Origin of the sequence: Pseudomonas sp. Marseille-Q1929 (genome assembly GCF_017316265.1) — a bacterium.
In the GTDB taxonomy this organism is placed as follows: domain Bacteria; phylum Pseudomonadota; class Gammaproteobacteria; order Pseudomonadales; family Pseudomonadaceae; genus Aquipseudomonas.
On sequence record NZ_JAFLWU010000005.1, the window covers coordinates 91,066 to 107,340 of the forward strand.

Below are 16,275 nucleotides of genomic sequence, written 5' to 3' on the forward strand. Positions count from 1 at the left end.
ACAGAAAAGAGGGCGTGAGCCCAGCGCCGTGCGCATTTTCCCAAGCGAGTTTCCCCCATGAAAAGCCAACCCGATGTCGCCCGTATGGCGGCCGAGGTAGTGACGCAATTACCGGTGCCTTCGCGCCTCGGTATGCTGCGTTTCGAGCGGCTGAATGAGGCAAGCTGGGCCCTGCTCTACCTCGACCCCAATTGCGAACGCCAATTCGGCCTGCCGGCGGTCGAGTTGTGTGCCCTGCTCGGCACCCCCTACGCCAGCCTGATGGAGCCCCAAGCGCGCTATCAGCTGCATGACGCGATCCAGCAACAACTGAGCCACAGCCCCCACTATCTGGTGCGCTACACCCTGCACACCAGCGACGGCCCGCTGAGCCTGCTGGAAATGGGCGAGGCCTACAAACAACACAATCGCCACCTGTTGCGCGGCTACTTGATGGTGGTCGACGGCCTGTTCAGCGAAGTCCCGACGACGGCCCCTACGGCCGACCTGGAAAGCCAGAACAGCCGCCTGCAGATCGCCCTGGAGCTCAACCAGCGCGCGCAGCAAGAACAATTGCAGCACCTGGAACGTGTGCGCGCCCAACAGGAGCTGATCCTGCTGCTGGCCCGCCAGCGCTACACCGCGAACAATTCGCTACAGGAAGCCGCCGAGCTGATCACCCGCAGCGCCTGTGAAATCTACCAGGTCGACAGCGCGCGCATCTGGCACCTCGAAGACCAACGCCTGGTGCCGATTGCCGCTTACCTGCGCGCCGACCAGCAGCACTACATGCCCGACCCCATCGATGCCAGCGGCTTCCCGGACTACCTGGAGGCCCTGCACAGCAGCCGCGCGATCGACGCCACCAACGCCCTGCGCGACCCGCGCACCCGCGAACTGGCTGAAGAGCTGCGCGCCAAGGACATCCAGGCCCTGCTCGACGCCAGCATCCGCGTGGATGGCCAGGTGGTCGGCGTGCTCTGCCTGGAGCAAGGCCGCAGCCCGCGCATCTGGCAGGCCGACGAGATTGCCTTTGCCGGCGAGCTGGCGGACCAGTTCGCGCAAGTCATCAACAACCACAACCGGCGTACCGCCACCAGCGCCCTGCACCTGTTCCAGCGTGCGGTGGAACAAAGCGCCAACGCCTTTCTGCTGGTCAATTGCGACGGCGTGGTCGAGTACGTCAACCCAAGCTTTACCGCGATCACCCAGTACAGCGCCGAAGAAGTCCACGGCCACCGCCTGGCGCAACTGCCGGCGCTGGAGAACCTCAGCGAGCTGCTGTTCGACGCCCCTTCCAGCCTGGCCAAGAGCAACAGCTGGCAGGGCGAGTTCAAGAGCCGGCGCAAAAACCTCGAACCCTACTGGGGCCAGCTGTCGATCTCCAAGGTCTACGGCGACAACCGTGAGCTGACGCACTACATCGGCATCTACGAAGACATCACCCAGACCAAGCTGGCCCAGCAGCGCATCGAGCGCCTGGCCTACACCGACAACCTGACCAACCTGGGCAACCGCCCGGCGTTTATCCGCAACCTCGACGAACGATTTGCCCGCGACAGCGACAGCCCGATCAGCCTGCTGCTGGTGGACATCGACAACTTCAAGCGCATCAACGACAGCCTCGGCCACCAGACCGGCGACAAACTGCTGATCAGCCTGGCCCGGCGCCTGCGCAACAGCCTCAGCGCCGGCGGCAGCCTGGCGCGGTTTGCCAGTAACGAATTCGCCGTGCTGCTCGACGACACCGACCTGGAAACCGGCCAGCAAGTCGCCAGCCAACTATTGGCGACCCTCGACAAGCCGATGTTCGTCGACAACCAATTGATCAGCGTTACCGGCTCCGTGGGCCTGGCCTGCGCGCCCTTGCACGGTCGCGACCCGCAAACCCTGATGCGCAACGCCGGCCTGGCCCTGCACAAGGCCAAGGCCAACGGCAAACATCAGGTGCAGGTGTTCACCGAAGCACTCAACGCCGAAGCCAGCTACAAGCTGTTCGTCGAAAACAACCTGCGCCGCGCCCTGACCCAAAACGAGCTGGACGTGTTCTACCAGCCCAAGCTGTGCCTGCGCAGCGGCCGCTTGCTGGGCATGGAAGCGCTGCTGCGCTGGAACCACCCGGAAAAAGGCATGATCCGCCCCGACCAGTTCATCAGCGTGGCGGAAGAGACCGGCTTGATCATCCCCATCGGCAAGTGGATCGCGCGCCAGGCCTGCCGCATGAGCAAGCAACTGAGCGCCGCCGGCATGGGCAACTTGCAGGTTGCGATCAACCTGTCGCCCAAGCAGTTCTCCGACCCGGACCTGGTGGCCTCGATTGCCACCATCCTCAAGGAAGAAGACCTGCCGGCGAACCTGCTGGAGCTGGAGCTGACCGAAGGCTTGCTGCTGGAAGCCACCGAGGACACGCGCCTGCAGCTTGATCAATTGAAGAGCTTTGGCCTGACCCTGGCCATGGACGATTTCGGCACCGGCTACTCGTCGCTGAGCTACTTGAAAAAATTCCCGATCGACATCATCAAGATCGATCGCAGCTTCATCCATGAAATCCCGGACAACCAGGACGATATGGAAATCACCTCGGCGGTGATCGCCATGGCCCACAACCTCAAGCTCAAGGTCGTGGCTGAAGGTATCGAGACCGCTGAACAGCTGGCGTTCCTGCGCCGGCATCGCTGTGACGTCGGCCAGGGCTACCTGTTCGACCGGCCAATCCCCGGCGCAGAGCTGTTTGCTATGCTCAAGCGCTATCCACGCGGACCTGTCGCCTGACAGCGTGGTAACACTCGGGCAGACTGGCTGTCTGACTCTTTACCGCTAACTCAACCTGACGAGAGGACTGATCATGGTCTTGCGCTCGGAAATTCTGGTGAATAAAAACGTGCTTCCTACTGCAGAACAAGCTTTGCCTGGCCGCGAAACCCCGATGGCGCTGCCGGAAACCCACTTCGTCAACGGTAACCCGCTGCTGGGGCCCTTCCTGGATGACGTCGGTTTCGCGATCTTCGGCCTGGGTTGCTTCTGGGGCGCCGAGCGCAAGTTCTGGCAGCGCGACGGCGTGGTCAGCAGCGTGGTCGGCTACGCCGGCGGCTTCACGCCGAACCCGACCTACGAAGAAGTCTGCTCGGGCCTGACCGGCCACAGCGAAGTGGTGCTGGTGGTGTATGACCAGGCCAAAGTGAAATACGAAGACCTGCTGAAGATGTTCTGGGAACTGCACAACCCGACCCAGGGCATGCGCCAGGGCAACGACATCGGCAGCCAGTACCGCTCGGTGATCTATGCGACCACGCCGGAGCAATTGGACGCGGCGAAAGCCAGCGCACAGGCTTATCAGCAAGAGCTGACCAAGGCCGGGCTGGGTGAGATCACCACCGAGATCGACGAAGCGCCGACGGTGTACTTCGCCGAGGCGTATCACCAGCAGTACCTGGCGAAGAACCCGCAGGGTTATTGCGGGATTGGCGGCACGGGCGTGACCTGCCCGATCTGACGCCAAAAGCATCGCGGGCAAGCCCGCTCCCACAGTTTGAACGCAATCCCCTGTGGGAGCGGGCTTGCCCGCGATAGCGCCCTGCCAGGCGCCTGATTACTCAGCGATCAACCAATCCATCTGCCACCCACCCTGGGTTTGCCCCAGCTGCTTGGACAACCACGGCAGCAGCTCACGCAACTCCTCTTCCAAACCCCACGGCGGGTTGGCAATCGCCAGGCCCGAGCCCGTCAGGGTGTTCGGCGTATCCAATGGATGCACCAACAACTCCACACGCAACAGCTTCGGCGCGCCCGTGCCGGCCAGGTCCTGGTAGAAACGGCGCAACATGCGCTGGTCCTTCACCGGGTACCAGATGGCGGCGACGGTCTGGCGCATGCGGCTCACAGCTTCCTTGAGGGACGCGGCGCAGCGCTGCATCTCGTCGAGTTTCTCGAACGGCGGGTCGATCAGCATCAACGCGCGTTTTTCCGGCACCGGCAACAAGGCGCGCGGCACATGCCAGCCTTCACCCAGGTGCACTTTGACGCGGCGATCACCTTTCATGTTGTCTTTGAGCAGCACGCCGTCTTCCGGGTGCTTTTCGTTGAGCAGCACGCGGTCCTGTGGCCGCGTAAGGCGGCGCGCCAGCTCCGGCGAGCCCGGGTAGTAGCGCAACTGGCCATCCGGGTTCATCTCGTGCAGCACGCGCATGTAATCAGCGGTCAGCGGCGGCAGGTCACTTTGGCCCCACAGGCGCGCAATGCCTTCCAGGTATTCACCGGTACGGTTGGCCTGGTCGCCCTGCAAGTCGTACAGGCCGATCCCGGCGTGGGTATCGAGGTAGGTGAACGGCTGCTCCTTGCGCGACATCAGGGCGATGAGGCGGGTCAAGGTCAGGTGTTTGAAGACATCGGCGTGGTTGCCGGCGTGAAAGGCGTGACGATAATTCATGGTTGCTCCTGCGCAGGGGGCGAAGTTTACCTGTTACGCAGGCTTTGGTGCAGCGCGGCATGCCAGACGGTGCTTATGCCGCAAAGGCAGGTGGCTGGCTGAAAAAAATCTAAATGCTTGGGTGGGTGCAGATTTATTGTGGCAATCCACTATCCAGGGAGGTCAATAACAATCATGAAAGACGCCACCATCGCACTACACCACGGCTTCAAGTCGGACCCCACCACCAAGGCCGTCGCCGTGCCGATCTACCAGAACGTCGCCTTCGAATTCGACAACGCCCAGCACGGTGCCGACCTGTTCAACCTGGACGTGCCCGGCAATATCTACACGCGCATCATGAACCCCACCAACGACGTGCTGGAGCAGCGCATCGCCGCACTCGAAGGTGGGATTGCGGCCCTGGCCGTGTCGGCCGGCAGCGCGGCGATCCACTATGCGATCCAGACGCTGACGCGTGCCGGTGACAATATCGTCACCACCCCACAGCTCTACGGCGGCACCTACACCCTGTTCGCGCACTTGCTACCGAGCTTTGGCGTGGACGTGCGCTTCGCCCGTGACGACTCCGCGCAAGCCATCGCCGAGCTGATCGACGACAACACCAAGCTGGTGTACTGCGAAAGCATCGGCAACCCGGCGGGCAACATCATCGACCTGCAAGCCCTGGCCGACGTCGCCCATGCCCGTGGCGTGCCGTTGATGGTCGACAACACCGTGGCCACGCCGATCCTGTGCAAGCCGATCCAGTTCGGCGCCGACATCGTCGTGCATTCGCTGACCAAGTACATCGGCGGCCATGGCAACTCCCTGGGCGGCGTGATTGTCGACAGCGGCACCTTCCCCTGGACCGATTACCCGGAAAAATTCCCCGGCCTCAACAACCCCGAGCCGGCCTATCACGGCGTGGTCTACACAGAAAAATTCGGCCCCGCGGCCTTTATCGCCCGCGCCCGCACCGTGCCATTGCGCAATACCGGCGCGGCGCTGGCGCCGATGAACGCCTTCCTGCTGCTGCAAGGCCTGGAAACCCTCGCGCTGCGCATGGAGCGCCACACCGAAAACGCGTTGAAGGTCGCGCAGTTCCTGCAAGGCCATCGCGAAGTGGAATGGGTCAGCTACGCCGGCCTGCCGGATCATCCGCACCACGCCCTGGCACAGAAATACCTGCAGGGCAAACCCTCGGCGATCCTGTCGTTTGGCTTGAAGGGCGGCTATGCAGCCGGTGTGCGCTTCTACGACGCGCTGCAAATCTTCAAGCGCCTGGTGAATATCGGCGATGCCAAGTCCCTGGCCTGCCACCCGGCCTCCACCACCCATCGGCAGATGAACGAACAAGAGCAGGCCAAGGCCGGGGTGAGACCGGAGATGATCCGCCTGTCGGTGGGCATCGAAGCGATTGAAGACCTGATCGACGACTTGCAGCAGGCCCTGGGCTCACCCCAGCTCTGAGGCGATGTAGTCGGCCAGCGCTGCATGGCTGATGGGCGAAATTTGCACGAAGCGGGCGACCTTGTGCCGCAAGGTCGTCGGCGTGAAGGCAGAGCAGAGGTCGGGGCGCTGCTCTTCGAGCCATTGCAGCAGGTTGTCGATCAGTGTCTGCGGTGATTGGCCGGCCAACTGCGCCATTAACGACGCCGGCACTTGCCACCATGGGCTGGCTTGGGCGGCCGTCACCGCGCCTGTCGCCACGCTCAGCGCTTGGCCATTGATCAGGTAGCGCTGGAACACCGGCAATATCTCCCCACCCGATTGCTGAATGATCGGCAACATCTGGGCGCCGTCCCAGAAGCGCAAGAACACCGACTGCCCCTCCGGCAGGTACACCTTGGTCAGGCTTTGCAGGTGCGCGATCACCGTGTCCAACGGGCTGGACGAGACGGCCAGCCAACCCCAATCGGTGGATGCGGTGGAGGCCACCCAATCAAGGAACGCACTGCCACGCTCGACGATGGCGACGTAGGGCATGACCTCCTCCCATGACGCATAGGCCGTGCCGGCCCAAACGGGGTGCAGCGCGGATGCGCCTGCATGGGTTCGCCACCCCGTCAGCGGCTTGGCGTCGCTGGCCGCGCCCACGATGGCGAAGAGTTGTTCACCGGGAAGCAAGGTTTGATGCATCGTCGTTACATCCATTCTGGGTTGGCGCACAGGCCGTTCTTGCAGCGCTCACACTCTTCGCAAAACGGCGCGCTGCGCTTGAGGCTGGCCACTTGCGCGCGGCTCAACGGTGCGGGTATGACCGCCAGCAGTGTCTCTTTCACTCCCGGCATCAGCGGTGCAGCGGCCGCAACGGGCGCACCGCCAAGCTGGATCGGCACGCTGCTGAAAATCCCGCCCGCCGACAACGTGATCGACTGCCCGCCCGCTTGAATCGTCACGGACGCGCCCGCATCGATGACCACACTGTGCCCGGCACCGATCTGAATGGTGCGCCCGGCGCGCATCTGCTGCGAACCGCCGACCACCAGGTGATCGTCCTGCTTGAGTTCGGTCAGGCGGTTGCCGTGGGTGATGCGCTGCTCCTCACCTTGCAGTTCATGATGGGATTCGCCACCCACCCGGACCCGACGCCTGTTATCCACCTGCACCTGCTGGTCATGCAGCACGTGTTGGGTCCAGTCGCGCTGGGCGCGCAGGTAGATTTCCTCGGCGCCCTTGCGGTCTTCGATGCGCAGTTCGTTGTAGCCGCCACCACCGGGGCTGCTCTGGCTGCGGAACGTGCTGCGGGTCTTGTCTGCCGGCAGGTCGAGGGGCACCGGTGTCGCCGCATTGGGCAGGCAGCCCATCACCAAGGGCATGTCCATATCGCCATTAACGAAGCCCACCAGCACTTCCATGCCCACGCGCGGGATCAGCACCGCGCCATAGCGGTCGTGGGCCCAGCCGCTGGCAACCCGCAGCCAGCAGCTGGAATGGTCGTTGTGCTCGCCGTTGCGGTCCCAGGCCAGTTGCACTTTGACCCGGCCGTATTCGTCGCAGTGGATTTCGCTGTCGGCGGGGCCGGTGACCACCGCGTTCTGATAGCCGGAAATGCTCGGACGCTCAGGCAATGGCGGGCGAAAGATCGCCTCCCAGGGCGCCGCGACAAAGGTGTTGCGATAACCCTGGCGAAAATCCCCACCTGCCGGCTCGGTGACCGCTTCCTCCAGCACCTGGGGCTGCTTGCCCTCGTGGACAAGCTGGGTCACCAGCCACAAGTCATTCCAGGCCTCACGCGGGTGGCCGCTGAGCCGCATGAAACGGCCGCTGGCCAGCGCCGGCTCGTCGCCACTGCCACGGGCGATTTCATAGTCGCTGCGGCTGCGCTCCAGGCCACGTTGCGCAAGGTACTTGCCATGGGCGCGGTCGTTGAAGTGGCCGGGATAATCCTGCACCTCAAGGCGCGGCAGTTGCTCGCCTACCGCCGCGCTGTCCAACGCCAGGCGCGGCTTGCGCCAATCGTAGTCACGCAGGTCCAGCGCCGTGGTGCGGGTCTCCAGTTGCACGGCAAAACGCTTGATCGCCGGGGTGTCGGCGACCATCCCGGAGCCAGGGGTGTAAGGGGTGGGCTGCTCAGCCTGGGCAAAGACCGTCTGGTCATCGCCAAACACCAGCAGGTGCCGATCGGCCGCATGCTGGAAGTGATAGTGGATGCCCGTCTCGGCACACAGGCGCTGGATGAACGCCAGATCAGTCTCGCCAAACTGCACACAGTACTCGCGCTCGGGGTAAGTACCGCTCAGTTGAAAAGCAAAGCGGTCGCTCTGGATGCCCTGCCCCACCAGCACCTGCGCCACGATCTGCGGCACCGTCTGGTGCTGGAAGATACGTTGCTGGCTGCTGTGTGCCAGGTAGGTCAGTTGTGGCACGAGGCTGATCTGATAACGCGTCAGGCGCCGCCCGGAATCACCTTGCGCCACGCGGTAGACCAGGCCATGGACACCGTGGCCTTGGTCGTCGAAGCCCAGGTACACCGGGCGATGCAGCAGGCCTTCGAGGTCGATGTCGGGCTGTTCGCTGACCAGCTCAAGGTCAAAGCGATAGGGCTGGCTAAGCGCTTCGGTACCTTTGAAGCGATAGACCTTGAGGTCACTGGCGACCCCGTCCAGGGTCAGGTTGAAGGCACTTTGGTTGGCAGGAGCGAACATCCGGTGTTTCTCTGCGAAGGGAGTGGGCGGGGGATAGTGCCTCAGGCATTTGCCCTGCTGATCGTGGCGCAGACAAATCAGTAAATCCTTACGGCTTAGGTTTCGCTTGCTCGGATTCTTCGCACAAAAATGCAGGCGTCTGACGGAAGCCTTTCATCGCTGTGTAGCCCGTTTCCCAAAGTCAAAAAACCACCCCAAATTCCCTCCCGCATAACCACGACGCCGTCCTGACGACTGATTAAATTTCGCAGCCATGTTCATGCAAAAGGAATGTGTTCATGGCCAGTCGTTTCTACACCGAATCGCGGAGGAGCTTGTGATGCCTCAGCCCTACGGTTTTCTCAATCACCGGCAACAAACGTCCGTGGAACTCAAGGCGAGTTTGCGATTGAGCAAGCACGCTGAAGCCAAGTTTGACGCGCTGAATACCCATATCCGCAATGTGGTGGTGCTGCCCGGGCAACTGGTGATCGTCGGTGACGAGACGGTTGCCGCCCGCACCTCGGAGGAGTCACGCCTGATGTGCGCGGCTTGGGATATTCGCCATAGCGTGATGGCCCATGGCGGGGATGCCTTTGCGTTGCAGAACTATGATTTGCTGCAAACGTTGCTGGGATACGCTTCGCTGGGGATCGGTACCGCAGGGGATGCCTGGAGTCGGCATTTGCAGGAAATCGTGAAAACTCTCGATGAAATCGAGGCCCTGCATAAACAGTCGCTGCGCCGGGGCGGTGGAGCTGCACGAGATGATTTCCTGGCTCGCCGCCAAGTGCTGTTTGCCAAGCTGGAAGCGCAAATGCGCAGCTTTGCGCGTTATGGCACGGGCCTGCGCAATGAAGGTTCGATCAAGAAGATGCTGGGGATATCGACCAGGAGCTATTTGCACACCGGGGAGATAAATCGATACGCAGAAACGATTGCCAAAATTTCGAAGACGGCGAAGCTGCTTAAACACGGCACGCCGCTGGGGATAGCGTTGAGTACGGCGTCGACGGCGCTGGAGATCAAGGAGGCGTGTTCTACCGGGAGAGGGGAGCAATGCCGAAAAGCGAAGTATGTGGAAGCCGGTAAATTAACCTTTGGTGTAGCAGGAGGAATTATTGGAGGCCAGATGGGAATGGGCTTGTGTATAGCGGTAATGGCTCCGACAACCGGGCCGCTCGCCCTGAGCTGTGTTTTGATAGCAGGCGGCGCAATGGGCGCGGCTTTCGGCAATTGGGGCAGCGAGATTGGCGCAGCCGCCGGAGAGGTACTGTATGAGTATTGAGTACATACTTAACCTCCCTACCAAAGACCAAATAGCATTGGGTTCGGCAGCCTCAATGCTTCTAGCAGTCTCGCTTGACATCTTTCTGGCCTATCGAAAATTGGAGTCGATGGAGCGGCGCTTGGACCAATGCAGCCTCCTGACTAATTACAAACGTCTTTGGGGCAACAGCCTACGAGGAAGATTATCCAGACTGTGTGCGGTCTATGTAGCAATTGCGCTACCGAGGTGGAATGCAAGACGAGGTGTCATCAACGTAAAACAAGTCGCAGAGTTTCCCCGCAGCCTGAAATTTGCCCTTCACGGAACAGCTCTTATCGGGCTAATCGGCGCAGTGAGTGCGATGATCTTTCATTTCAGCGATCAACTGAGCCTGTAACCCGGCGCATTTTCACCTCCAGCCCCCCCCCAAAAAAAAACGGCCCGTCATCCAAAGGACGCGGGCCGTTTTCTCAACTCAACAGGCGAGTTTTACTTGTTGAGGTTGTAGTCCTTCTCCGCCGCATCAAAACGCTCGACCATACCGGCAGTCGGTGCGCCCAGCTTGCTCACGAAGTAGATCGCCAGGCTGGCGAAGATGAAGCCCGGGATGATTTCGTACAGGCCCAGCAGTTCGAAGTGTTTCCACACGATCACGGTGATCGCGCCGACCAGGATGCCGGCCAGGGCGCCGTTGCGGGTCATGCCTTTCCAGATCACCGAGATCAGCACCACAGGGCCGAACGCTGCGCCGAAACCGGCCCAGGCGTAGCTCACCAGGCCGAGTACGCGGTTGTTCGGGTTGGCGGCCATGGCGATGGCGATCAGGGCAACCACCAGCACCATCAGGCGGCCGACCCATACCAGCTCAACCTGGGAGGCGTTTTTGCGCAGGAAGGTCTTGTAGAAGTCTTCGGTCAGCGCGCTGGAGCACACCAACAGTTGGCAGCTCAAGGTGCTCATCACGGCAGCCAGGATGGCCGACAGCAGCACGCCAGCAATCCACGGGTTGAACAGCAGCTTGGCCAGTTCGATGAACACACGCTCGTGGTTCTCGTTGACTGGACCTGCGACTTCCGGGTGCGCCGAGAAGTAGGCGATACCGAAGAAACCTACCGCGACGGTACCGGCCAGGCACAGGATCATCCAGGTCATGGAGATGCGGCGCGCGTTGGCGATCGACTTCACCGAATCCGCCGCCATGAAACGCGCGAGGATGTGCGGCTGGCCGAAGTAACCCAGGCCCCAGCCCATCAGCGAAATGATGCCGATGAAGGTGGTGTTTTTCAGCATGTTGAAGTTGTCAGGGTTTTTCGCTTCGATGGCGAGGAAGGTGGTATCAACGCCACCGGTGGCCAGCAGCACGATGATCGGCGTAAGGATCAGCGCGAAGATCATCAGCGTGGCTTGTACGGTGTCTGTCCAGCTCACTGCCAGGAAACCACCAACGAAGGTGTAGGCAATAGTCGCGGCAGCACCGGCCCACAGCGCCGTCTCGTAGGACATGCCGAAGGTGCTTTCGAACAGGCGGGCACCGGCGACGATGCCGGAGGCGCAGTAGATGGTGAAGAACACCAGGATCACCACGGCGGAGATGATCCGCAGCAGGCCGCTTTTATCTTCGAAACGGCTGGAGAAGTAATCCGGCAGGGTCAGGGCGTCGCCGTTGTGTTCGGTCTGTACCCGCAGGCGACCGGCCACGAACAGCCAGTTGAGGTAAGCACCGACGATCAGGCCGATGGCGATCCAGCTTTCCGACAGGCCGGACATGTAGATCGCGCCGGGCAAGCCCATCAACAACCAGCCGCTCATGTCCGAAGCACCGGCCGACAAGGCCGTGACCACGCTACCGAGGCTGCGACCGCCGAGGATGTAATCGGAAAGGTTGTTGGTGGAGCGATAGGCCATGAAGCCAATCAGCACCATTGCTGCGATGTAGATCACAAACGTGATCAGGGTTGGATTACTTACGCTCATATGAGTGACGCCCTGGCTTTGTTTTTATGTAGCGGCGGTCTGTCAGACGGCCACCCACTGCAAGTAGGTAGACGTAACTGCGTGCCGCGCATTTATGACTGACGTTTCCCCAGGAAAGCCGTCAGCCGATGAACCGACTCGTGGAGGTGGTTGCACCTTGGCCGCGAATGCTATTCAACAAAGCAAATAAGGTGCAACCAGTTTCGTGAGAATAAGTTGCACCCAAGTGTGAATTACCCAAAACACCCCGTTCTTGCTCCTTTTCGGAGCAAGAACAGCCGATCTCAGAAGTAAATGCACCACCACAGAGCGGATTCTGTCGAGGGCCATTTTTTCTCATGCCCTCCTTCGAAAATTTCATGCAGAAAAGGGTTGCACCCGGTTGCACCTCTGCATGGGCAAAGCTAATCTTGCCGCCAGCTGATGCCACTCGGTAGTGGCACCCATGAGGATAAGAAAATGGCTACGACCACCCTTGGGGTCAAACTCGACGACCCGACCCGCGAACGCCTGAAGGCTGCCGCGACCTCCATTGATCGCACGCCGCACTGGCTGATCAAGCAGGCGATTTTCAATTACCTGGAGAAACTGGAGGGTGGTGCAACCCTGACCGAACTCAATGGCTTGAGCAACAAGGACGCTGACGACGCCGGCGAGGTGCAGACCGACCACGCCCACCAGTGCTTCCTGGAGTTCGCCGAGAGCATCCTGCCGCAATCCGTGCTGCGCGCCTCGATCACCGCCGCTTACCGTCGCCCTGAGCCGGAAGTGGTGCCGATGCTGATCGAACAGGCTCGCCTGCCGGCGCCGATGGCCGAAGCCACCAACAAGCTGGCCGCCTCGATTGCCGAAAAACTGCGCAATCAGAAGAGCGCCGGCGGCCGTGCCGGTATTGTTCAGGGCCTGCTGCAAGAATTTTCCCTGTCGTCCCAGGAAGGCGTGGCACTGATGTGCCTGGCCGAAGCGCTGCTGCGGATCCCGGACAAGGGCACTCGCGACGCACTGATCCGCGACAAGATCAGCACCGGCAACTGGCAGCCGCACCTGGGCAACAGCCCATCGCTGTTCGTCAACGCCGCCACTTGGGGCTTGCTGCTGACCGGCAAGCTGGTCGCCACCCATAACGAGGCGGGCCTGACCTCGTCCCTGAGCCGCATCATCGGCAAGAGCGGCGAGCCGATGATCCGCAAGGGCGTCGACATGGCCATGCGCCTGATGGGCGAGCAGTTCGTCACCGGCGAAACCATCGCCGAAGCCCTGGCCAATGCGAGCAAGTTCGAAGCCAAGGGCTTCCGCTATTCCTACGACATGCTCGGTGAAGCCGCACTCACCGAACACGATGCGCAGAAGTACCTGGCCTCGTACGAGCAAGCCATTCACTCCATCGGCAAAGCCTCTCACGGCCGTGGGATTTATGAAGGCCCGGGCATCTCCATCAAGCTCTCGGCCCTGCACCCGCGTTACAGCCGCGCGCAGTACGAGCGCGTGATGGACGAGTTGTACCCGCGCCTGCTGTCCCTGACCCTGTTGGCCAAGCAATACGACATCGGTTTGAACATCGACGCCGAAGAAGCCGACCGCCTGGAACTGTCCCTGGACCTGCTGGAACGCCTGTGCTTCGAGCCGCAACTGACCGGCTGGAACGGCATCGGTTTCGTCATCCAGGCTTACCAGAAGCGTTGCCCGTATGTGATCGACTACGTCATCGACCTCGCGCGCCGCAGCCGCCACCGCCTGATGATCCGCCTGGTCAAAGGCGCGTACTGGGACAGCGAGATCAAGCGCGCCCAGGTCGAAGGCCTGGAAGGCTACCCGGTGTACACCCGCAAGGTGTACACCGACGTTTCCTACATCGCCTGCGCACGCAAACTGCTGTCGGTACCGGAAGTCATCTACCCGCAGTTCGCCACGCACAACGCCCATACCCTGTCGGCCATTTACCATATCGCCGGTCAGAACTATTACCCCGGCCAGTACGAGTTCCAATGCCTGCACGGCATGGGTGAACCGCTGTACGAGCAGGTTGTAGGCAAGGTCTCCGATGGCAAGCTGAACCGTCCGTGCCGCGTGTACGCTCCGGTCGGCACCCACGAGACACTGCTGGCTTACCTGGTGCGTCGCCTGCTGGAAAACGGCGCCAACACCTCGTTCGTCAACCGTATTGCCGACCAATCCATCTCGATTCAGGAGCTGGTGGCCGATCCAGTGGCCAGCATCGAGCAAATGGCCACGCTGGAAGGCGGCTTCGGTCTGCCGCACCCGCGTATTCCATTGCCGCGCGACCTGTACGGCAGCGACCGCGCCAACTCGGCCGGTATCGACCTGGCCAACGAACACCGCCTGGCGTCGCTGTCCTGCGCCCTACTGGCAACGGCCCACAACAATTGGAAAGCCGCGCCGATGCTCGGTTGCGCTGCCAGCAATCAACCCGCCGCACCGGTGCTGAACCCGTCCGACCTGCGTGATGTGGTCGGCCACGTGCAAGAAGCCACCGTCGAAGACGTGGATAACGCCATCCAATGCGCCATCAACGCCGGCCCGATCTGGCAGGCCACCCCGCCCGCCGAACGTGCGGCGATCCTGGAGCGCGCCGCCGACCTGATGGAAGGCGAGATCCAACCGCTGATGGGCCTGCTGGCCCGCGAAGCCGGCAAGACCTTTGCCAACGCCATCGCCGAAGTACGTGAAGCGGTGGACTTCCTGCGCTACTACGCGGTGCAGGCACGCAATGATTTCACCAACGACGCTCACCGCCCCCTAGGCCCAGTCGTCTGCATCAGCCCGTGGAACTTCCCGCTGGCGATCTTCAGCGGCCAGGTTGCCGCTGCGCTGGCCGCCGGCAACCCGGTACTGGCCAAGCCGGCCGAGCAAACCCCGCTGGTCGCCGCACAAGCCGTGCGCATCCTGCTGGAAGCCGGCATCCCGGAAGGCGTGCTGCAATTGCTGCCGGGCCAGGGCGAAACCGTGGGTGCCCGCCTGGTGGGTGATGATCGCGTCAAAGGCGTGATGTTCACCGGTTCCACCGAAGTGGCGCGCCTGCTGCAACGCAATGTCGCCGGGCGCCTGGATGCCCAGGGCCGGCCGATCCCGCTGATCGCCGAAACCGGCGGGCAGAACGCGATGATCGTCGACTCTTCTGCGCTGACCGAACAAGTGGTCATCGACGTGGTGTCCTCGGCCTTCGACAGTGCCGGCCAACGCTGCTCGGCCCTGCGTGTACTGTGCTTGCAGGAAGATTCAGCAGACCGCGTCATCGAAATGCTCAAGGGCGCCATGGCGGAATGCCGCCTGGGCAACCCGGAGCGCCTGTCGGTGGACATCGGCCCGGTGATCGACGCCGAAGCCAAGGCCGGCATCGAGAAACACATCCAGGCCATGCGCGACAAAGGCCGCAATGTGTACCAGGTGGCGATTGCCGACGGCGAAGAGATCAAGCGCGGTACCTTCGTGATGCCGACCCTGATCGAACTGGAAAGCTTCGACGAACTGCAACGCGAGATCTTCGGCCCGGTGCTGCACGTGGTGCGCTACAAGCGCAAAGAGATCGACCAACTCATCGGCCAGATCAACGCATCGGGCTACGGCTTGACCCTGGGCGTGCACACCCGTATCGACGAGACCATCGCCAAGGTGATCGACAACGTCCATGCCGGTAACGTCTACGTAAACCGCAACATCGTCGGCGCCGTGGTCGGTGTGCAGCCGTTCGGCGGCGAAGGCTTGTCGGGCACTGGCCCGAAAGCCGGTGGTCCGTTGTACCTGTACCGCCTGCTCTCGACTCGTCCTACGGATGCCATCGAGCAATCCTTCGCACGGGGCGACAAACTGGCCGCACCGGATCTGCGCCTGCGTGACGCCATGAGCCAACCGCTGACCGCCCTGAAAACCTGGGCCGACAGCCATAAACTCAGCGACCTGAGCGCTCTGTGCGACCAGTTCGCCGCGCAATCCCAAAGCGGTATCACTCGCCAACTGGCTGGCCCGACCGGCGAGCGCAACAGCTACGCCATCCTGCCCCGCGAGCACGTATTGTGCCTGGCAGACGTGGAAAGCGACCTGCTGACCCAACTGGCCGCCGTACTGGCGGTAGGCGGTTCGGCGGTATGGCCAGAGACTGACTTGACCAAGGCCGTGTTCCCACGCCTGCCTAAAGAGATTCAGGCGAAGATCAAGCGTGTGGCTGACTGGACCAAGGACGAGGTGGTGTTTGATGCGGTCCTGCACCACGGTGATTCCGACCAACTGCGTGCGGTGTGCCAGCAAGTGGCGCAGCGCAGTGGCGCGATTGTCGGGGTGCATGGTTTGTCCCAAGGCGAGACGGCGATTGCGCTGGAGCGCCTGGTGATCGAGCGGGCGTTGAGCGTTAACACCGCGGCAGCGGGCGGTAACGCTAGCCTGATGACCATCGGCTAACTGGCGCAACGCGGTCACAAATGTGGGAGCGGGCTTGCTCGCGAATGCGGTGGGTCAGTCAATAATTCAGTGACTGACACTCTGCATTCGCGAGCAAGCCCGCT

The 16,275-nt window shown here is 61.9% G+C and carries 10 protein-coding genes; 6 read left to right on the top strand and 4 right to left on the bottom strand.

Annotated elements, in window-relative coordinates; genetic code table 11:
* The first annotated feature begins 57 nt into the window (after window positions 1-57).
* Both J1G37_RS08900 and msrA read left to right on the top strand, forming a co-directional pair.
* Entirely contained in the window at window positions 58-2,751 is a 2,694-nt protein-coding gene (locus tag J1G37_RS08900) for an EAL domain-containing protein (protein WP_207041210.1), read from the top strand.
* Window positions 2,752-2,824: 73 nt separating this feature from the next.
* Entirely contained in the window at window positions 2,825-3,472 is a 648-nt protein-coding gene (gene msrA, locus J1G37_RS08905) for a peptide-methionine (S)-S-oxide reductase MsrA (protein WP_017734898.1), read from the top strand.
* Between the two features lie 96 nt (window positions 3,473-3,568).
* Here the strand turns inward: msrA and rlmJ are convergent, their stop codons facing one another.
* Window positions 3,569-4,405 carry a 23S rRNA (adenine(2030)-N(6))-methyltransferase RlmJ gene (rlmJ, locus tag J1G37_RS08910; protein ID WP_017734897.1) on the bottom strand — a complete coding sequence of 279 codons (837 nt, stop codon included), beginning with the start codon at window positions 4,403-4,405 and terminating at the stop codon, window positions 3,569-3,571.
* A gap of 174 nt (window positions 4,406-4,579) precedes the next feature.
* Here rlmJ and J1G37_RS08915 point away from each other — a divergent pair, with 174 nt between their 5' ends.
* Complete coding sequence (locus J1G37_RS08915) at window positions 4,580-5,857, top strand: O-acetylhomoserine aminocarboxypropyltransferase/cysteine synthase family protein (RefSeq protein WP_207041212.1); 1,278 nt, start codon at window positions 4,580-4,582, stop codon at window positions 5,855-5,857.
* Here J1G37_RS08915 and J1G37_RS08920 read toward each other — a convergent pair.
* Window positions 5,843-6,526: a DUF4123 domain-containing protein gene (locus J1G37_RS08920; RefSeq protein ID WP_207041213.1), complete on the bottom strand. Its 684-nt coding sequence runs from the start codon at window positions 6,524-6,526 to the stop codon at window positions 5,843-5,845. The two genes, J1G37_RS08915 and J1G37_RS08920, sit on opposite strands and share 15 nt — an antisense overlap.
* Window positions 6,527-6,531: 5 nt before the next feature.
* On the bottom strand, window positions 6,532-8,535 hold the full coding sequence (locus tag J1G37_RS08925; RefSeq protein ID WP_207041214.1) for a type VI secretion system tip protein VgrG: 2,004 nt from the start codon (window positions 8,533-8,535) through the stop codon (window positions 6,532-6,534).
* 319 nt (window positions 8,536-8,854) lie between these two features.
* Here J1G37_RS08925 and J1G37_RS08930 point away from each other — a divergent pair, with 319 nt between their 5' ends.
* Both J1G37_RS08930 and J1G37_RS08935 read left to right on the top strand, forming a co-directional pair.
* A complete protein-coding gene (locus tag J1G37_RS08930) occupies window positions 8,855-9,802 on the top strand; it encodes a hypothetical protein (RefSeq protein WP_207041215.1) in 948 nt (315 codons plus the stop codon).
* Entirely contained in the window at window positions 9,792-10,181 is a 390-nt protein-coding gene (locus tag J1G37_RS08935; RefSeq protein ID WP_207041216.1) for a hypothetical protein, read from the top strand. Before J1G37_RS08930 ends, J1G37_RS08935 begins: the two co-directional genes overlap by 11 nt.
* Before the next feature lie 92 nt (window positions 10,182-10,273).
* Here the strand turns inward: J1G37_RS08935 and putP are convergent, their stop codons facing one another.
* Window positions 10,274-11,758 (bottom strand): sodium/proline symporter PutP, encoded by a 1,485-nt coding sequence (putP, locus tag J1G37_RS08940; protein ID WP_207041217.1) that lies wholly within the window; start codon window positions 11,756-11,758, stop codon window positions 10,274-10,276.
* A gap of 459 nt (window positions 11,759-12,217) precedes the next feature.
* Here putP and putA point away from each other — a divergent pair, with 459 nt between their 5' ends.
* A complete protein-coding gene (putA, locus tag J1G37_RS08945; RefSeq protein ID WP_207041218.1) occupies window positions 12,218-16,171 on the top strand; it encodes a trifunctional transcriptional regulator/proline dehydrogenase/L-glutamate gamma-semialdehyde dehydrogenase in 3,954 nt (1,317 codons plus the stop codon).
* The last annotated feature ends 104 nt before the right edge of the window (window positions 16,172-16,275 follow it).